Consider the following 19,423-nt stretch of genomic DNA (forward strand, 5'->3'; position numbering starts at 1 on the left):
GCTCGTGCTGCAACGGAAAACGGCTCCGCGGAACCAGCAGGCGCCGAACCAGAAAACGCTGTCCGGCCGGCAGCGGTTCCGCCGGGACCGGTTCCTGCTGCTGATCGGGCTGCCCGGGATCACCCTGCTGATCCTGTTCCACTACGTTCCGCTGCTCGGAAACGTGATCGCCTTCAAGGACTACGCGCCGTACCTGGGCATCACCGAGGCGCCGTGGGTGGGCCTGGACAACTTCCGGGTGGTCGTCGACGGCGACCCGGACTTCGTCAACGCGCTGGTCAACACCCTGGTGATCTCCTGCGTGCAACTGGTGCTGGTGTTCCCGGTTCCGATCGCGCTCGCACTGCTGCTCAACTCGTTGCTCAGCGAGCGTCTGAAGCGCGTCGCCCAGTCGATCCTCTACCTGCCGCACTTCATGTCGTGGGTGATCGTCGTCGCGATCTTCCAGCACATGCTCGGCAACGCGGGTCTGTACAACACCTGGGCCCGCGCGCACGACCTGCCGCTGCTGACGATCATCGGCAACCCGGACCTCTTCATCCCGTTGATCACCTCGCAGGTGATCTGGAAGGACGCCGGCTGGAGCACGATCATCTTCCTGGCCGCGATGTCCCGGGTCGACACGCAGCTCTACGAATCGGTCGCCGTCGACGGCGGCGGCCGGTGGCGGCAGCTCTGGCACGTGACGCTGCCGGCGATCCGCCCGGTGATCGTCCTGCTCCTGATCCTGCGCCTCGGCGACGTGCTGTCGGTCGGCTTCGAGCAGATCTTCCTGCAACAGGGACCGGTCGGGCTGGACGCGTCCGAGGTCCTGGACACCTACGTCTACAACCGCGGCATCGTCGGCGGCAACTGGGGTGTGGCGGCCGCCGTCGGCCTGGTCAAAGGGCTGATCGGCACGATCCTCGTGCTCGGCGCCAACAAGGTCGCGCATCTGTTCGGTGAGCGGGGGGTGTACTCGAAATGGTGAACCTGATCAGCGGTACGGCGCCGCCGAGCACACCGGTCCGCGGACTGAAGGGCGTCGTACTGGTCGTCGCCTGCGCGCTCGTGCTCGTACCGTTCCTCGCCGTCGTCTCGACCTCGCTCGCCGATCAGCAGCAGATCACCAGCTCCGGCGGGTATGTGCTGTTTCCGCACGATCCGTCGTTCGCGGCGTACGAAGCGATTTTCCGCGGCGGCGTCGTCACCCGCGCAACGATCGTTTCCGTCCTGCTCACCGTGGTCGGGTCCGGGCTGTCGATCGTGGTCGTGGTTTCGATCGCGTACTCGCTGTCCCGGCCAGGGACGTGGGGTCAGCGTCCGCTGCTGTTCATCGTCCTGTTCACCTTGCTGTTCAGCGCCGGAATCATTCCGAACTACCTGCTGATCAAGGAACTCGGCCTGATCGACTCCTACTGGGCGTTGATCCTGCCTGGGCTGACCAGCGCGTTCCAGATCATCATCGTCCGTGCGTTCTTCCTCGACGTCCCGGCCGAGATCATCGACGCCGCCCGGATCGACGGCGCGAACGAACTGCAGATCCTGACCAGGGTGATGCTGCCGCTGTCGAAGGCGGTGATCGCCGTGGTCGGACTCTTCAGCGCGGTCGGCTACTGGAACGCGTACTTCAACGCGATCCTCTACATCAACTCACCCGAGAAGTGGCCGCTGCAACTGGTGCTGCGCACGTACGTCGTCGACAACACGCAGGTCGGCGGCGATCTGCCCGGCGAGGTGATGCCGCCGCAGCAATCGTTGCAGATGGCGATCCTCGTCGTCTCCCTCGTTCCGATCTGCCTGGTCTACCCGTTCCTGCAGAAGCACTTCGCGAAGGGCGTCGTGCTGGGGGCGGTGAAGGGCTAGTCCACCATCCCGTTCGAGAAAGGTTCCGCCATGCCTTCCGACGAATCACCTCCGCCTGCCCGGCTGAGCCGGCGTACCCTGTCCGTCCTCGGGGTCACCGGACTCGCAACCGTCGTCGCCACCCAGCCCGCACACGCCGCCGGCAAGAAGCCCGTCCTGGCTGCGGCGACCGGCGTCGCGAGCACCGTCACAGACCTCCGCGCCACGCCCGGTACGACGGACGGCGAACAACTCCTCCTGCTCGGATACGCGACGCCCGGCCTCGGCGGAGGCGTCGTCTACTGGGATGCCGACGCCACCGACGCGGATGACGACGGCATGGTCTTCGCCGTCACCGGTACGGCGACCGGCCGCTGGAAACGTCCACGCACCACCGAGCTCGACCTGTCCTGGTACGGCGTCACCGGTGCCGGTACGACGGACGACTCGGGCAAGCTGCAGAACGCCGTGAACGCGTTGCCGGCCGGCGGCACGATCACGATGGGGCCGGGCACGATCCGGCTCGAGCACACCGTCACCGTCACCCGTGTTCCGATCGTGTTCCGGGGCGCCGGCGCGAGCGATGAGTTCACCTCGGGCACCCAGATCCTGCTGGCCACCGGCGCGGCCGACGGGTTCGTGCTGTCCGGTGTGCACGGCGGCGGTTTCCGTGACCTGCAGATGCACGGCACCGGGCTGACCGGTGGCGCGATGATCCGCACGCAGCAGGCGGACGGTGTCGGAAACTACCTGCTCTCGTTTTCCGACTGCCGTTTCATGGACGGCTACAACGGCGTCATCCTGCGGAGCGCGAACACGGTCCGGTTCCGGAACTGTGTCTGGAACGGATTTTCCGGCCAGCAGGTGATCCTGCTGAACGGACAGAACAACGTTTCCCGGGCCGATCCGGTCGAGTTCGTCCAGTGCGCGGTCGCCGCCGGTACGGCGAACCCGGGGGTCGACAACGTGGTGATCGACGGCCAGGGCGGTTCGATCAAGTTCATCGCCACCGCGATCCTGTTCGGCCGGCACGGGATCTGGATGCGGAACACCACGACCGAGGGCCTGCCGAAGTTCCTGTACTTCGAGGGCGGCGGGTTCGAGAACGGCCACGGCGTACCGGTGTTGCTGGAGGCGGGTGCTCAGGCGCAGTTCATCAACACCTACATCTCGGCCGACAACGCCGAGGACGCGGTCCGGGTCGGGGCCGGGTTCACCGGGACCGCGACGTTCGCGAACTCGGTCATCCGCGGCTGCGGCCGGCACGGGATCGACATCGCGTCGACCCGGATCACGGTCACCGGCTGCCTGATCGGCAACAACGGCCGGATGGCGCATCCGTCGTTCGCCCAGCAGGTCACCGGCGTGGCGCCGAGCGCGGCGGGAGTCCGGATCACGACCGCGGCCCCGCACACCTGGGAGACCGACGACCGCGTCACGCTGCAGGACGTCGGCGGCGCGACCGGGCTGAACGCGGCCTGGCCGATCACGGTGGTCGACGCCACGTCGTTCGATCTCGTCGGCGCCGCGCTGAACCAGCCGTGGACCTCGGGCGGAATCGTGTTCCGGAACGGGTCCGGAATCAACCTCCGGTCGACCGCGAGCCGAATCGTGCTCACCGGCAACGCGATCGGCGGCCTGGCGGATGGAGTGAACCGGCAGGAGTACGGCATCGTCAACCGCAGTACCGACGTACTTGCCGCCAGCAACGAGCTCACCGGGAACGTGACCGGCGCGTACCTGGCCTACGCCGCGGCCAGGTTCACCGGCAACAAGGGCGTCGAGCAGACCGACGGCTGGCTCACCCTCCGGCTCCCCGACACGGTGACCGACGGCGTGTACGACTTCACCGACCTCCTGTACGTCGACGGCCGCCCGATCCGCATCACCCGAGTCGCCCGCGCGCTGACCACCGGCACCTGCCAGCTCCGTCTGCAAACCAACGGCGCCCCAGCCGGCACAGCCGCTGTCGACGCCACCACGACGACCCAGTCCACCAAGCTCGCCGTTCCCATCCTCATCGACGGCACCGACGCCCCGGTCCGACTCCAGCTCCGTATCTCCAACACGGCCACGGCAGCCGGCCTTACCGCCCAGTTCGGCTACCAGGTCCAAGCCTGAAGTGACCTCCGGCGGGGAGAGGATGTCCGTCCGATCCCCGTCGGAAGGGAACCCATGGCGAATCAGCAGCAGCTTGTCGATCTGTTCGGGGCGGGCAACATCACTTGTCTCGATGCCGAGGACCGGGAGCTGTTCGCGTCCGCGGGCATCGTCGCGGACGAGCTGTTCGAGGTCGGTCTGCCGGACAGGCTGGTTGGCTGCTTCGTCCTGGAACCCGCCGCCGAACCGGAGGCGTTCGACGGGGTACGGGCGACCCTCGACGGTGACGAGGTCACTCTCGTCACCCTCGGCGCGCCGCACCCCGACTCCGGCCTCCGCTACTACCTCGACCCGATCGACGGCCAGGTCGTGCTGGCCGAGCTCAATGGCGGCCGGCCGCGACTCGAAGTGGTCAACTCGACCCTCGGCGCGTTCGTCGACTACCTCTACCGCATCGGCCGCTTCAAGGCGTTCCGTCGCGACGCGAGCGAGGATCTGCAAGCCGACTACAAAGACCTCCTGATCGCCTACCTGACCGCCCGGGACCCCCTCGCCTACGCCCAGCCCGACAACTGGTGGCCGCTCGCCGTCGACAATCTCTAGCCCTTCAGACCGGTCTGGGCGAGGCCTTCGACGAATTGGCGTTGGGCCAGGACGAAGATGATGAGGACGGGGAGTGCGGAGAGGGTCGCGGCCGCGAGTTGCGTGTTCCACATGGGTCCGCCGTACGCGTCGACGTACTGGGTGAGGGCCTGGGGGACGGTGAACTTCTGCTTCGAGGAGAGGAACACGATCGGCTCGAGGTAGAGGTTCCAGCTGTGCAGGAAGGTGAAGATCGACACCGCTCCGATGGCGGGGCGGGCCAGCGGGAGGCACACGCGCCAGAAGAGGCCGAAGCGGCCCAGCCCGTCGACCCGGCCGGCTTCTTCGAGCTCGGTCGGCAGCGTGATGAAGAACTGCCGCATGATGAACGTCGCCAGCACACTCGGCGCACCGAGCATCGGGATCAGGATCAACGGCCAATGCGTGTCCACCAAGCCGAACGCGTCGAACATCCGGTACAGCGGGATGATCGTCACCTCGTTCGGCACCAGCAGTCCACTGAGCACGATCACGAACACGATCCCGGCGCCGCGGAACTTGACCCGTGCGAACGCGTACCCGGCGAGCGCCGACACCGCCAGCGTCCCGAGCGTGACGACCAGCGCGATGTAGAGGCTGTTCAGGTACTGCCGGCCGAACGGCTGCAACTCGAACACCTGCCGATAGGCGTCCAGCGTCGGCGATCCCGGCAGCAACGACGGCGGGAACGCGAAGATCTCGGCCACCGGTTTCAGCGACGTCGTCGCCATCCACCAGATCGGGAACACGAACGGCGCACAGCACACCAGCAGTACGCCGTAGATCAGCAACTTAAGCCTCATGGAACACCCATCGACGACGCATCCGCCACTGGACCACGGTGAGCACCAGGACGATGACGAACAACAGAAGGGACAGCGCCGAACCGTACCCGAAGTGATGGAACTGGAACGCCTGCTGGTACAGGTAATAGACCAGGACGGTCGTCGACGTCTCGGGCCCGCCTTGGGTCAGTACGGCGATCTGCGCGAACACCTGCAGCGAGCCGACGATGGTCAGGATCATCGTCAGCAGGATCGTCGGACTGATCAGCGGCACGGTCACCCGGCGGAAACGGGCCCACGCGGACGCTCCGTCGATCCGCGCCGCCTCGTACAGCTCCGCCGGAACGCCCTGCAACGCGGCGAGGAACAGCACCATGTTGAGACCGACGTTCTTGAACAGCTGGACGACGATCACCGACGCCATCGCCGTACCGCCGGAGCGCAGCCAGTTCGGCCCGTCGATGCCGAGGAAATCCAGGAAACCGTTGATTCCGCCGTTGTCCTGGAGCAGAAAACCCCAGACGATCGTCCAGGCCACCAGCGTCACCACGACCGGCGAGAAGAACAGGGTCCGGAAAACGACCGTTCCGCGCAGTTTCTGGTTCAGCAGAACGGCGAGGAACAGCGCCAGGCTGAGGTTCAGTACCACCAGCCCGGCCGAGAACAGACCTGTTGCCCTGAGCACCGGTCCCAACCGGGCATCGGAGGCGAGCGCCGCGTAATTGTCTCCGCCGACGAACTCGAACGTGCCGCCCAGCACGTTCCACTCGTGCACGCTGTACCAGACCACGAGCCCGAGCGGAACGATGACGAAGGCAACGATTCCGGCGAGCTGCGGCAGCACCATCAGCCAGCCGGCCAAGGTGTCCCGCCGCCGCATCGTCCAGTACGGCGCACGCTCCGCCGGCGCCCGGGGTGGCGCCGGCTTGTCGACGAGCAAGGTCATTTCGCCAGCAGGGGGTTGATCTTCGAGCAGACGCCGGACAGTACGGTCTTCACGTCCGCGTCCGGCTTCCACAGCGGGTCGAGGGCAGCGCGAACGGTCTGCTGCAGCTCGGCGTACCCGGTGTGGCTCGGCTTGATCGTGCCGTTCTCGATGCCCTTGACAACAACACTGTCGAGCTGTGCCGGCTTGAGCAACGGGTTGGCCTTGGCGAGCGTCGCGGCGTTCAGCTGCGACTTGCGCGGCGGCGGGAAGAACTGCGCGAGCTTGGCAGAGTTCTCGGCGTTGCTGAAGTACGCCAGGAACTTCTTCGCCTCGTCGGCGTGCTTACCGCGTTTGAACACACCGATCCCGGCCTGCCCGACGACCGAGTACTCACCCGACGGGCCCTTCGGCAGCGGTACGAGGTCCCACTTGAACTTGGCCTTCTCGAGCAGCGCGGCCCGGCTGATCTGGGTCAGGATCATCGCCGAGTCGCCGGCGTAGAAGTCCTTCGTCACGCCCGGACCGGGCATGCCCTTGTCCGTGAAGATCAGCTTGTGGACGAACGTCATCGCGTCCGCCATCGCCGGCTGGTCGAACTGGCAGGTCTTGCCGTCCTCGCTCCACGGCCGCGCGCCCCAGCCGGACCAGATCGCGTTCAGCGTGTCCCAGCCCTTGTAGTCGAAGTCGCCGACCACGAGCCCGCCCTTGCCGCTGGCCTGTACGGCGGCAGCGGTCTTGGCGGCCTCCTCCCAGGTCCAGGTCCCGGTCGCGATCTGCTGCGCCGGAGCCGGCCGCCCTGCCGCCTTCACCAGGTCGGTGTTCACGAACACCCCCAGCGGCGAGGTGGAGAACGGGTACGCGTACAGCTTGCCGTCCTTCTCCCAGTTGGCCGTCGTGCTGGGCAGCAGGTCGGCGTCCTTGTCGATCGGCTCCAGCGCTCCCGAGCTGACGAAGTCCGGTGCGTTGCTCTCGAAGATCCACGCCAGGTCCGGCACGTTGCCGCCGCCGATCTGCGTGGTCAGCGTGGTCGTGTAGCTGTCGAACGGGATCGACTCGAAGGTGATCTTGCCGACCTCGGGATGGTCCTTCTTGTAGTCGGCGGCGATCTGGTCGAACAGCGCCAGATGCTTGGCGTTGGCGCTCCAGATCGTCATCCGCAGGTCCACCGGACCCGTGGAGCCGGAGTCGCCGTCGGACGAGCCGCCGCAGCCCGCGAGGGCGAGCAGCGCCGCGGCCACACCGGACGCTGTCAGGAAACGAAGTTTCATCGGTCAGTCCTCCATCAGTAGCCAGTGACGTCTGGCCACGAGAGTTCGATGCCCTGAGCAACCAGGCGGTCCTGGAACTCGGCGAGCAGAGCAGGGGTGTTGCGGACTGCACGCGGCGCGGTGCCGCGGTCGAGGCAGAACGCCGCGAGCGCGCCGGCGGACTCGCCGATGTTCCACTCGACGGGATGCAGCCGGTAGCAGCCGTTGGTGATGTGCGTGGTGCCGAGGTTCTTGTTCGCGGGCAGCAGGTTCTCCACGCGCTGCGGGATCAGCGCGCCGAGGGGGATCCGGAACGGGCTGCTGGCCACGTCGATGTAGTTGTCGCCGCCGGTCGAGGGATGCAGGTCGATCCGGTACATCCCGATACCGACGCTGTCGTCGTACTCGACCGCCCCCTGCGCGCCGCGGACGGCGACCGAGAGGTCCTGCTCGACGATCGTGTACTCCGCCTTGATCCGCCGCGATTCCCGGATGTACGGCGCCTGCGCCAGACCGTCCGCGGAGCCGACCAGATCGCCGCGCAACCGCAGTCCAGGAAAGCCAGTGCCGCCGTCGGCCCGCGGCGCTTCGGTCTGCAGCCAGTAGAAGACGGCTTGGGAGAGTTCACGCGCCGCCGCGAGATGCTTCGCCGCGTCCGGTACGTCGATGACCGGGCCCTCGAAGTAGTCGATCATCGGCCAGTTCACCAGGCAGATGTCGCTCTCGTACGCGCCCGGGACGAAGTGCCGGCGGGCCGCGATCCGGCGGAACGTCCACAGGTTCGTGTCGCCGCCCGTGCGCCGCTGGTCCGCGACCACCGCTAGCGGGTCGTCGTCGGGGTTCGGAGTGAACGTCCGTTGCGAGCTCTCCAGCGTCCGCGGGTTCGGCGCGGTCCAGGACAGCAGGCGATCGCCCCAGAACGACGGCTGGTAGTTCCGCCAGAACGCGTAGTTCGCCGGCTTGTCGCCGACCTGGTCGCCGTCCACATGGTCGACCGCGAAGCAGTACGACACCGCCTGCATGTTCAGCGGCTGCGCCTCGGCCGGAGCGCTCGGCTCGCCGGTCTCGCTCTGCGCCTCGAACCCGGTCACGTACTCCGTCCCGGTCAGCGGGAGCAGCTCACCGGTCTCGGTCGCATCGAGGATGTACGGCGCGGTGAGCGTCAGCCGCTCCTCGGTGTCGCGGTGTTGCACGGTGACCGCGGTGACCCGATCGCCGTCGGTGTCCGCGGCCACGGGCCGGTACGGCTGCAGCACCTGGAGCCTGCGGCTGCCGCGGTAGGGGGCAAGCATGGCCTCCAGTACGGCGAGCGCGACCCGCGGCTCATGGCAGAGCTTCGACACGTAGCCGGCGCCGGGGTTGAGGTGGGCAGACGCGCGGGATGCGGAGGTCAGCGGGTAGTGGCGGCGGTAGTAGTCGCGGATCCCGTCGCGCAGTATCCGGTACGACGCCGTGACGCCGAACTGTTCGACCCAGGTGTGCTCGTCCGGCGGGACGGCCTGGCTGGTCAGCTGGCCGCCGAGCCAGTCGAACTCCTCGGTCAGGATCACCGACCGTCCGGCACGCAGCGCGGCGAGAGCCGCGGCGACGCCGCCGAGTCCGCCGCCGATCACAAGGACATCGGTATGCATTCAGGCACCTTCTGGTGGAGTGAGTGTGATTCCGTCGGTCAGCTCGCAGGGGAGCAGCAGTTGCTGCTCGGCGGAGGTCCCGCTGAGGACCGCCTCGAGCAGTTCGACCGCGCGTACTCCCATGGCTCGCCGCGGGACGTGGAAGCCGGTGAAGTCGAGATCGCTGGCGGCGGGCCTTGTCGAGTCACCGAGCGCGACCACGGACAGGTCACCCGGTACGTCGACACCGCGCTCGGCCGCCGCGGCGTACAGCGCGATCGCGTCGGCCCGCTCCTCGACGAACGCCGCCGTGATGCGCCGATCCAGGAGGTCGTCGAGCACTTCGCCCGGTGAGCGATCGAGGGTCGGCACGTGCGGCGCGCGCGAACCGGCAGCCTCGCGGAAACCCCGGAGGCGGTCGGCCGACGACTCGGCGCCGACGCCGAGCCCGACGAACGCGATCCGTCGGTGGCCGAGTTCCTGCGCGCGTTGTGCGACGGTTCGGGTGGCGGTGGCGTAGTCGGCGCCGACGTACGGCACCGGGGCGCCGGCGTCGTCGCGGCGGCCGACCGAGACGAACGGGTAGTCCTCGGTGATCAAGCGGGCCAGCTCGTCGGAAGGGATCTCGCGCCCGAGCAGCAGGCAGCCGTCGGCGATCCGCAGCCGGTTGTTCTCGTGGAAGATCCGCCGGTGCCCGTCGGTCACCGGAGCGCTGGTGAACAGCAGCAGGTCCCACCCGAGGCGCTCGGCGCGATCCTCGATCCCGGCCAGGAACGGATGGTAGAAGTCGCCGCTCGCACTCGGGAACACCGACTCGTAGGTGAAGACGCCGAGGATCTGGTTGCGCTGCTTCGTCATCCGGCGGGCCAGCGGATCGGCCTGGTAGCCGGTCTCGCGAATCACCTTGAGCACCCGGTCCCGGGTCTCGGCCGGGATCCGCGCGATCGCGTCGCTGCGGTTGTTCAGCACCAGCGACACCGTCGTCTGGCTGACCTTCGCCAACCGCGCGATATCGCGTTGGGTGAGTCGAGTGGTGGCCTTGTCGGGCATCGATCGATCCTTCACGGTAATACGGATTGCCGAGGACGTTAGAACAGCTCCCGGAGCGGCGTCAAGAGTTCGGTTCGGCTGCTAATCCGGATTACTAAAGCCAAGGTCTTGACCGCGGTCGGTCCGGCGCAGAAAACTCGCCGCTGTTCCGATCGTCGCGAGGAGAGCTTTCATGCTGAGTCGCCGCACCTTCACCGGCCTGGCCGCGGCCGCCGTTGCCGCCCCGCTCCTCCGGGCCGGCGTCCAGCCTGCCGCCGCCCTTCCGGAGACCCTCGGCTTTCGGTCGGCGTACGGCGCCTGCCCGCCGGACCCGACCGCGGTGGTGCTCGGCTCACCCGGCTTCGAGGTCGGCACGGACGCGACCGAGGCGCTGCAGGCGGCGGTCGACGAGGCGTCCCGCCGGGGGATCACCAACCAGCTCGGCGACATCCTCGGCGGAGCCCGCGACTTCCCGCTCGGCGACGGCGGCGGCGTGGTGTTCGTGCCGCCCGGGACCTACAGTTTGTCGGCGCCGATCAACGTCCACGACTCGGTGCGGATCATCGGCTTCGGCCGCCGGCGCCCACGGTTCGTCCTCGCGCCGAACAGTCCCGGGTACGCCGGTCCGGCGCCGCGCGATGTCTTCTCGTTCCGGCGCCGGCCCGTCGGGGGTCCTGTCAGCTATGCGAACAACGACACGTTCGGCTCCGGTCTGATCAATGTCGACATCGCGATCGGCGCGGGCAATCCGCAGGCGATCGCTGTCCGGTTCGGCGGCGCGCAGCTGTGTCTACTGCAGGACCTCGACCTGGACGTCGGCGACGGCTGGGCGGGGATCGACCACAACGCGAACCTGATCCAGCGCGTCCGCGTCCGCGGCGGTGCGGTCGGCCTCAATGCGTACGCCGCCTCGGCCGGCTGGCCGACCACCGTCCTGGACTGTCGCTTCACCGGGCAGCGCGAGACCGCGATCCGGGCCAACAACGATGCCAAGCTGGTGATCGTCCGCACGGTCCTCGCCGACGCGCCGCGGGGCGTCGAGTGCGTCCCTGCCCAGTTCCTGCACCTCTACCTGCACGGCTGTGTCGTCGAGGATGTTGCCGAGGGCATCGTCATGAACGACAGCGATCAGTTGCCCGGGGCCACCGATCCCCGGATCCTCAACAGCAACCAGCTCAACCTCGTGAACAGCGTCGTACGCCGGACGCCGACCGTCCTCACGCTCGCGCAGAGCGGTCGCCGTACGTCAGCCCGCGACGGCGGCATCGACCTCAGCTACGGCCTGCGGATCACCGATGCGCTGTCGGCGCGCGAGGCCCGGGCCGATGGTGTGGCGATCTCGCAGAGCGCCGCCGACCGCGACGTGCTGACGACCGACGTGCCCGAACTGCCGAGCGTCTCCACCTGGGTCAGCGTCGCCGACGTGGCTGCCCGGATGGGCCGGACCATCGGCGCGGGCGGTGACGATCTTCCCGTCTTCCAAGCTGCTGTGGATCGGCACGAAAACGTTTTCGTGCCGATTGGCTCGTACCTGCTCGCCGGAACGCTGCGCCTCCGCCAGCACATGAACCTGATCGGTCTGCACCCGCGCCAGACCTGGCTGCGTACCCCGGACGGTACGCCGTACTTCGGCGATCCGGATCGGCCGCGGGCGCTCGTCGAGACCCCGCTCGGCGGACGTAACATCGTCCACGGGCTCGGCCTCGACACCGCCCGGAACACGCCCGGCGCGGTGAACGTCAGCTGGCGATCGGGACGTGGGTCGTACCTCGCCGATATCGCCACCCAGTTCGTGAAGTGGCATCCGGACGACGTACCTGGCGGCGATCCCGGGTACACCTACAAAGGGAAGCACAAGTACGGCGTCTGGGTTCGTGGCGGCGGGGGAGTGCTGTCGAACGTCTGGAGCTCGAACGGCTGGGCCGACAACGGGCTGCTCGCCGAGAACACGTCCGTACCGACGTCGGCGTACGAGCTCTCGATCGAGCACCACCAGCATCGCGAGGTCGTTCTCCGGCAGGTGTCGGGCTGGCAGTTCTTCGGCCTGCAGACGGAGGACCACATCTACGGGTGGCAGTCGCAGGCCCTCGAGCTGGACCGCTGTCACCACCTGCTGTTCGGAAACTCCGTCCTTTTCCGCGTCGCCACGGTTCTCGGCCCGTATCCGTACGGCGTCGGTCTTCGGGACAGCCACGCCATCGTTTTCCGTGGCACCCGCGGCTACCGCGACAAGACGCCCGAGTTCACCCAGTGGGGTGCCGCGGTCGCCGACGTCCGGAGCGGCCGCAGTGTGCCCGATCCCGAGTTCGCCGTTCTCACCGTCCGCTGAAACCACCTCAGGAGTTCAGTCATGCACGTCAAACGTCGTACCGTCCTGCTCGGCGGCGCCGCTGCCGGGCTCGCGCCCGCGGTGATGTCGACCTCGGCTGGTGCCGCCGGCCTTCCACTGCTGGCGAATCTGCCGGCCGGAGCCCCCGATCGACGGCTGTTCGCGCCCGGAGAGCAGCGGTTCGCGGGGTACCTGGTGATCCTCGCCCCGATGACCAACGACATCGTCGACACCGATCCGTACGGGTTCATGGGCGGCGGCTGGTGGCGGACACCGTCGCAGCCGTTCAACTCGCGCGTCCAGGAACACGTTTTCACGCTGAGCTGGTTCTACGCGAACAAACGGCCCTGGAACCCGTACTACCGCGACAACGCGCTCCTCGGCCGGCTCGACGCGGCCCTGCAGCACTACCTGGGCCTGCAGAACCCGGACGGCTCGTGGCCGGAGTACTCGCCAGGCGAGCGGGGTAAAGCGTCCAGCGGTTTCGGGATCGGCTACCTCGCCAAGACGCTGGCGAACCTTCGCCAGGCGAAGGCGCTGCCGAGCCGCCGGACCCAGTTGGAAGGTGTCCTGCGCAAGGGCGTCGACTGGTACCTGGACCCGGGCAACTCGGTCGTCTGGGACGACCCGTTCGAGTACACGAATCAGGCCGTCGCCGGTGTCGCGGGCTCGGCGCTCACCCTTCGGCTGCTGCCGGACCAGGCCCGCTGGACCAAGCTGCAGGACCGCATCCGGTTCGTCGCGAAGTGGGCGCAGAGCCCGGCCGGTTTCTTCTACGACCCGCGCGGCATGGACATCAACTACAACTTCGAGGTCATGCTCCCGGAGATGGCCGAGCTCTACCTGCAGACCAAGAATCCGCTGTTGGTCTCGATGACCCGCAAGTTCTCCGACTGGTTCGGCTACAACCTGCTCCGCGAACCGGACGGCTCCGGCTGGCTCACGTACTACGCGGTCTCCGACCGGACCTCGGTCGCGTTCTACGACGACGTGATCCCGGATCCGGATCGCAGCATCCTCGGCTCGCACTTCGTCCCCGCCGTACCGGACTTCGGAGCCTTCTTCACCTCCCGCGAGGACAAGGCGGCGACTCGGCAGGCGTGGGCCGCCGACGACGCCCCGGTGCCGGCGCTGGCCAAACAGGACACCTCACCGCGCATCATCGCGCACGCGCCGTACGGCGAGACGCTGCCGACCCGGAGCGCCAAGCGGGCCGCGATCGCGAACATCCCGTACCTGCGCCGCGACGACTTCACCGAGCGCCGCCACGACGACTACGGCAACCAGGACTACCTGTACGTACGCCGTCCCGGCCTGTATCTCGGCGCCTTCTTCGGCGAGCGGCAGGGCAGCGCGGTCAAGGCCGGGACCGGGTTCCTCTGGCACCCCGCGGCCGGCACCGTGATCCACGCGCAGCAGACCGCGACCGGCTGCTGGGGCACGGTCCGCGCCGGCAAGGCCGATGCCGAGAGCAACCTGATCGCGGAGTACCCGTCGAAGGATCGCGTCCGCTACCGAACCCCCGACGGCTCGGTGGCGACCGAACTCGTGATCGGCTCGCACTCGGTCAGCCGCCGGGTGACCGCGACGGGCGCCGCGACCGAGCAGGTCCCGCTGGTACTGCAGCCGGGCGACGAGGTGGTCTTCTCGGACGGGACCGTCGTGCCGTACGGCGAGACGCGGACGGCCACCGCCGACGGGATCGTGATCCGTCGCGGACGGGCCACGATCACGATCACCTGGTCGGGGCAGCGGGCGGCGACGCTCAGCACTTCGTCGCGTACCTATCTGCGCGACCAGCGCCGCCGTGTCCACGTTCTCCGGATTCCGCACGACGGCTCACTCGAAACCGTCGTGCGGACAGCTGGCTAGGTCCTGTCCTAGTAACGCAGCTTCAGCACCTGGCGCCCCGGCGTACGGCCGGTCAGGTACACGCGGAGTCCGTCCGGGGTGAGGCTGCCGCCCAGGTAGGTGTAGCGCTCGCCCGGGTCCATCGCGACCCGGGCGGCGCCGTTCCCCGGGCCGAACTCGATCCGTTCGGTGCCGACCGTGTAGCTCCCGGTCCCGGCCGTCAGCTGGTAGTTGCCCGCAGCATCCAGTGCGTCGACGCCGGAAAGTGTTCCGCCGGCGCGGAAACACAGCTCGATCGCGTACGCCGTCTCGTCACCGGCGAACTCGAACGCCAGGTCGTACCCGCCGCCGACCTCGGTCACGGTGACCTCGGTCCGCAACGTCCGGTACTGCTTCGGCCGGTGCCCGAAATCCATCGACGCGTAGAAGCGGCCGTCCGGGGTGAGGGCGTACAGGCCGTCCGAGCGCCGGTACCGCTTGGGCAGCGGCAGGTGGTACGGAACCTTGACCTCCTGGGACAGCCGGAAGGAGTTCGCACCGAGTCGGCGGAGCCCGTCGCTGCGGAAATGCCCGGTGCTGAAGAACTGCGGCGACAACCGGACCGAGTCGAGGATCGCCGCACCGTTGCGGAGCTTGAAGAACGTCGGGTTCGTCGAGAGGCCGGACGAGATCACCGGGAGGTCGTGGAAGTCGGTGCCGCCGAAAACGGTTGCCGTCCGGGCTTCCCGCCGGATCCGGACGGACGCCTGCGACGGGTAGGGCTGCACGAAGTTCGTCGGAGCCGGTGCCGCGGCCGGGAGGACGGCGGACAGCTCCGGCCGCTCCAGCACCTCCGCCAGGAAATCGCCGAGCTCGCCCGTTCCGCGCGCTTCGATGCTCTTGGCGATGGTCGTGAACCGACCGTCGTGCGTGTGCAGCGCCAGTTCGCGGAACTGCGTCAGGTACCACCAGACCTCGCGGACGCCCTTCTGGTCCTGGCGCCGCGACGCGGTCGTGTCCACCTCACCGTTCGGCTCGAGCAGGTACAGCGTCACGTCGAGGTTCCGCCGGACGTAGTCCAGCAGCGCCGGCTTGGCGCGCAGCCAGGCGATCGTCAGCAGGCACGGGTTCGTGACCTCGGCGGCGTACGTCGAACTCCGCTCGCTGTAGATCCCGTCCGGGGTCGCGTCGATCCCCTCGTCGAGCCAGTCGTCGATCCGGGCCGCGTACCGCCGGTCGGGGAACAGGTGATGGGCCCGCGCCAGCGCCGCCGACACCTCCCAGCGGTGGTTCGGCGTATGCACACCACCCGAAGCCAACGCCGGACCGGCCTTCTTGATCACCGAGGCCAGCGTCGCGCGCATCGACGCGGTCTCCGCCTGGCCGTCCGCGTCGAGCAGCGCGTACAGCGTGCAGACGTCCTGGATCGCGAAAGCGCTGTCGGGCGGCGAGTGCAGGTTGCCGACGTCGTACAGCCCGTCCTCGTGCTGCCGCGCGGCGAGCTGGTCGACAAGCCAGCCGATCGGCCCGAGCAGGGTCGCGTCGTGGTGGTACGACGACCTTCCCCAGACATAGCCGGAAATCAGCCGGCGGGCCTTGCGGGCCACGGTCCGGACACTGTCGGAAACGTTCTGGTAGTTGCCGAGTACGAGCGGAATCTGTTTCCGGTTCGCCTCGGTCACCAGGGTCAGGAAGTCCTCGTCCACGGCTGCCACTTCAGCACGCGCCAGACCTGGATGCAGGGCGCCGAGCGCGACCGTAGTCAGCGAACCAGTGAGAAAGGTGCGGCGGAGCATCGGGGTCTCCCGTCGGTAAGCGGTTGCCAAATGCTGAGAACTGTCGCGCCGGAAACTTTGTCCTGTCAATAGCTCGCAACTGGTCCGGATCCGGTCGTTTCCTACACCGATGAACTCTTGCGGGAACCGGTTTCTTGTATTAGTTTGACCGGCCAAGGCAAGCGCTTTCCCGAAGGTGGTGACCATGAGTGCGCTAGGCGAGCTGGGCAGTCTGAGGGGTAAGAAACCGGCAGGTCAGAAGAAGGACAACCTGGCCGGGTACCTGTTCCTGGCGCCGTGGTTGCTCGGGTTGTTCCTGATCACGATCGGGCCGATGGTGGCCTCGTTGTACCTGTCCTTCACGGACTACAACCTGATCCAGGCGCCGAAGTGGATCGGCCTGGAGAACTTCACCCGCATGCTGTCCGACGAGCGGCTGCACAACTCGCTCCGGGTGACCTTCACCTACGTGTTCGTCTCGGTCCCGCTGCAACTGGCGATCGCCCTGCTGCTGGCCGTCGTACTCGACCGCGGCGTCCGTGGCATGGCGTTCTACCGCTCGGTGTTCTACCTCCCGTCGCTGCTCGGCTCGAGCGTCGCGATCGCGATCCTCTGGCGGCAGGTGTTCGGCACCACCGGCCTGCTCAACCAGGTGCTGGACGTGTTCGGCATCGAGGGCAAGGGCTGGATCTCCGACCCCAGTACGGCGCTCGGCACCCTCGTCGTACTGAACGTCTGGACGTTCGGATCGCCGATGGTGATCTTCCTGGCCGGTCTGCGGCAGATCCCGACGATGTACTACGAGGCGGCCTCAGTCGACGGCGCCGGCGTCCTCCGGCGGTTCTTCAGCATCACGCTGCCGCTGCTGACGCCGATCCTCTTCTTCAACCTGGTGCTGCAGATCATCCACGCGTTCCAGTCGTTCACCCAGGCGTTCGTCGTCTCCGGGGGCAGCGGCGGACCGTCGGACTCGACGATGTTCTTCACGCTGTACCTCTACGACCGGGGCTTCGGGAACTTCGACATGGGCTACGCCTCCGCGATGGCGTGGTTCCTGCTCGTGATCATCGGGGTCTTCACCGCCGCGAACTTCTTCGCCTCGAAGTACTGGGTGTTCTATGACGACTGAGACCCTGCAGCGTTCCGTCGCCGCCCGCCGGACCGCGCCCGTGGCCTGGTCCCGGATCCGGCCGCTGGTGATCCACGTGCTGCTGGCCGGCTCCGCGCTGGTGATGCTGTACCCGGTGATCTGGATGGTGGTCAGCTCACTGCGACCGGGCAACGAGATCTTCCGCGACCCCGGGATCCTGATCAAGGACCTGCGGATCGAGAACTACCGGGTCGGCTGGCACGCGCTGACCGAGCCGTTCACCCGCTACCTGCTGAACTCCGCGGTGGTGGTGCTCGGTTCGATCCTCGGCAACCTGGTGTCCTGCTCGATGGCGGCGTACGCGTTCGCCCGGCTGGAGTTCGCGGGCAAGAAGTTCTGGTTCGCGATCATGCTGCTGAGCATCATGCTGCCGATCCATGTGGTGATCGTGCCGCAGTACATCCTGTTCTCGAACCTCGGCTGGATCAACACGGTGCTGCCGCTGATCGTGCCGAAGCTGCTCGCCACGGACGCGTTCTTCGTGTTCCTGATGGTGCAGTTCATCCGCGGGATCCCGCGGGAGCTGGACGAGGCCGCCCGGATCGACGGCTGCGGCAAGGCCTCGATCTTCCTGCGGATCATCCTGCCGCTGATGGTCCCGGCGCTCGCCACCACGACGATCTTCACGTTCATCTGGACCTGGAACGACTTCTTCAGCCAGCTGATCTACCTGACCGACCCGCACATGTACACCGTCCCGGTCGCGCTGCGGTCGTTCGTCGACTCGACCTCGAGTTCGTCCTGGGGCTCGATGTTCGCGATGTCGGTCGTCTCCCTCGTTCCGGTCTTCCTCGCCTTCCTGCTCGGCCAGCGGTTCCTGATCAAGGGCATCGCGACCACCGGCATCAAGTAACCCCCTGAAAGGTGCACCTCATGAGGCACATTCCACGCGCCCTGACCGCCCTGGCGCTGGCCACCACGTTGCTGGCGGCCAGCGCCTGCGGTGGCGACTCCGGTGGTGGATCGTCGTCCGCGGACGGCGGCAAGGTCACGCTCCGATTCACCTGGTGGGGATCGGACACCAGGACGAAGCTCACCCAGCAGGTGATCGACGCGTACCAGAAGGACCATCCGAACGTCACGATCAAGGGTGAGTTCGGCGAGTGGTCCGGCTACTGGGACAAGCTGGCCACCACGGTCGCGGCCAACGACGCGCCGGACATCATCCAGATGGACGAGAAGTACCTGCGCGAGTACGCCGACCGCGGCGCGCTGCAGGACCTGAAGAAGGCCGAGGGCCTGGACACCGGCAAGTTCGAGCCGGACACGCTCGGCGCCGGCGAGTTCGACGGCGGCCTGTACGGGCTGAACGCCGGGATCAACTCGTTCGCGGTGGTCGTGAATCCGGCCGCCTTCAAGACCGCCGGAGTAGCGGTTCCGGACGACACCACGTGGACCTGGGACGACTTCTCCCGGATCGCCGCGGAGATCACCACCAAGTCCGGCGGCAAGATCACCGGGGCCGGCGCACTGGGCACCAACGAGGCCGGCCTGAACCTGTGGGCCCGGCAGAACGGCGAGTCGCTCTGGACGAAGGACGGCAAGCTCGGGGTCTCGCCGGAGAAGACCACCGACTTCTTCAAGTACATCCTGAAGCTCCGCGACGCGAAGGCGATCCCGTCGGCCGAGGCGATCTCGCAGGACATGAACGCGTCACTCGACCAGTCGGCGTTCGCGACCGGCAAGCTGGCGATGAGCTTCATCTGGAGCAACCAGCTGGTGGCCTTCAGCAAGGCGACCGGCCAGCAGTTGAAGCTGCTGCGGATCCCGAGTGCCGACGGCAAGGCCGCCGACAACGGCTCGTACTACAAGGGCTCGATGTTCTGGTCGATCTCGGCGCGGTCGAAGCACCAGAAGGAGGCCGCGGAATTCGTCAACTACCTGGCCAACAGCACCGCGGCCGGTGACGTGCTGCTCGCCGAGCGGGGCGTGCCGCCGAACACCGAGGTCCGCGCCGCGGTGACGCCGAAGCTGCAGCCGGCCGACGCCGCGTCCGCGAAGTTCATCCAGGACATCAGCAAGGACCTCGGCGACCCCTCGCCGGCCCCGCCGGTCGGCGGCGGCCAGGTGGAGAAGATCATCCAGCGGTACACGACCGAGGTGCTGTTCGGGCGGCAGGCGCCGGAGGCGGCCGCCAAGGCGTTCCTGGACGAGGTCAACGGGGAGCTCAAATAGTGTTGCTGACGGCAACTGAT

At 67.6% G+C, this 19,423-nt stretch carries 15 protein-coding genes; 9 read left to right on the forward strand and 6 right to left on the reverse strand.

Translation table 11 applies throughout. The features are described from left to right. The first annotated feature begins 4 nt into the window (after positions 1–4). The 4 genes from E0H92_RS06015 to E0H92_RS06030 are packed head-to-tail and all read left to right on the forward strand — an operon-like array spanning position 5 to position 4,527. A complete protein-coding gene (locus tag E0H92_RS06015) occupies positions 5–970 on the forward strand; it encodes an ABC transporter permease (protein ID WP_238173326.1) in 966 nt (321 codons plus the stop codon). Then, complete coding sequence (locus tag E0H92_RS06020; RefSeq protein WP_131468921.1) at positions 964–1,845, forward strand: carbohydrate ABC transporter permease; 882 nt, start codon at positions 964–966, stop codon at positions 1,843–1,845. The genes E0H92_RS06015 and E0H92_RS06020 overlap by 7 nt, the downstream gene beginning before the upstream one ends. Before the next feature lie 30 nt (positions 1,846–1,875). After that, complete coding sequence (locus tag E0H92_RS06025; RefSeq protein WP_131495620.1) at positions 1,876–3,945, forward strand: right-handed parallel beta-helix repeat-containing protein; 2,070 nt, start codon at positions 1,876–1,878, stop codon at positions 3,943–3,945. A gap of 54 nt (positions 3,946–3,999) precedes the next feature. Continuing rightward, positions 4,000–4,527 (forward strand): SUKH-4 family immunity protein, encoded by a 528-nt coding sequence (locus E0H92_RS06030; protein WP_131495621.1) that lies wholly within the window; start codon positions 4,000–4,002, stop codon positions 4,525–4,527. On the opposite strand, the gene E0H92_RS06035 is transcribed toward E0H92_RS06030, so the two are convergent. The 5 genes from E0H92_RS06035 to E0H92_RS06055 are packed head-to-tail and all read right to left on the reverse strand — an operon-like array spanning position 4,524 to position 10,165. Continuing rightward, positions 4,524–5,348: a carbohydrate ABC transporter permease gene (locus tag E0H92_RS06035; RefSeq protein WP_131495622.1), complete on the reverse strand. Its 825-nt coding sequence runs from the start codon at positions 5,346–5,348 to the stop codon at positions 4,524–4,526. The genes E0H92_RS06030 and E0H92_RS06035 overlap by 4 nt on opposite strands. Next, the gene (locus E0H92_RS06040; RefSeq protein ID WP_131468928.1) at positions 5,338–6,276 is read right to left on the reverse strand and encodes a carbohydrate ABC transporter permease; all 939 of its coding nucleotides are present in this window, start codon (positions 6,274–6,276) and stop codon (positions 5,338–5,340) included. Before E0H92_RS06040 ends, E0H92_RS06035 begins: the two co-directional genes overlap by 11 nt. Further along, positions 6,273–7,526: an ABC transporter substrate-binding protein gene (locus E0H92_RS06045; protein ID WP_131495623.1), complete on the reverse strand. Its 1,254-nt coding sequence runs from the start codon at positions 7,524–7,526 to the stop codon at positions 6,273–6,275. The genes E0H92_RS06040 and E0H92_RS06045 overlap by 4 nt, the downstream gene beginning before the upstream one ends. Positions 7,527–7,540: 14 nt before the next feature. Continuing rightward, positions 7,541–9,136 carry an FAD-dependent oxidoreductase gene (locus E0H92_RS06050; RefSeq protein WP_131495624.1) on the reverse strand — a complete coding sequence of 532 codons (1,596 nt, stop codon included), beginning with the start codon at positions 9,134–9,136 and terminating at the stop codon, positions 7,541–7,543. Continuing rightward, positions 9,137–10,165, reverse strand: coding sequence for a LacI family DNA-binding transcriptional regulator (locus E0H92_RS06055; protein ID WP_131468933.1), 1,029 nt, complete (start codon positions 10,163–10,165; stop codon positions 9,137–9,139). It lies immediately after the preceding gene. A gap of 172 nt (positions 10,166–10,337) precedes the next feature. On the opposite strand from E0H92_RS06055, the gene E0H92_RS06060 reads away from it, so the two are divergent. Next, entirely contained in the window at positions 10,338–12,473 is a 2,136-nt protein-coding gene (locus E0H92_RS06060) for a glycosyl hydrolase family 28-related protein (RefSeq protein WP_131495625.1), read from the forward strand. 21 nt (positions 12,474–12,494) lie between these two features. Then, entirely contained in the window at positions 12,495–14,345 is a 1,851-nt protein-coding gene (locus E0H92_RS06065; RefSeq protein WP_131495626.1) for a hypothetical protein, read from the forward strand. A gap of 8 nt (positions 14,346–14,353) precedes the next feature. Here E0H92_RS06065 and E0H92_RS06070 read toward each other — a convergent pair whose 3' ends face one another. After that, positions 14,354–16,099, reverse strand: coding sequence for a hypothetical protein (locus E0H92_RS06070; protein WP_131495627.1), 1,746 nt, complete (start codon positions 16,097–16,099; stop codon positions 14,354–14,356). Positions 16,100–16,283: 184 nt separating this feature from the next. Between E0H92_RS06070 and E0H92_RS06075 the strand changes: the two genes are divergently transcribed. Genes E0H92_RS06075 through E0H92_RS06085 form a run of 3 tightly spaced genes read left to right on the forward strand, consistent with a single transcriptional unit; the run spans position 16,284 to position 19,403 of the window. Then, positions 16,284–17,207 (forward strand): carbohydrate ABC transporter permease, encoded by a 924-nt coding sequence (locus tag E0H92_RS06075; protein ID WP_131495628.1) that lies wholly within the window; start codon positions 16,284–16,286, stop codon positions 17,205–17,207. Then, positions 17,197–18,081, forward strand: coding sequence for a carbohydrate ABC transporter permease (locus E0H92_RS06080; protein ID WP_131495629.1), 885 nt, complete (start codon positions 17,197–17,199; stop codon positions 18,079–18,081). The genes E0H92_RS06075 and E0H92_RS06080 overlap by 11 nt, the downstream gene beginning before the upstream one ends. Positions 18,082–18,101: 20 nt before the next feature. Beyond that, a complete protein-coding gene (locus tag E0H92_RS06085; RefSeq protein WP_131495630.1) occupies positions 18,102–19,403 on the forward strand; it encodes an ABC transporter substrate-binding protein in 1,302 nt (433 codons plus the stop codon). Positions 19,404–19,423 lie beyond the last annotated feature (20 nt).

Origin of the sequence: Kribbella speibonae (assembly GCF_004331375.1) — a bacterium.
GTDB classification, from domain to species: Bacteria; Actinomycetota; Actinomycetes; order Propionibacteriales; family Kribbellaceae; genus Kribbella; species Kribbella sindirgiensis.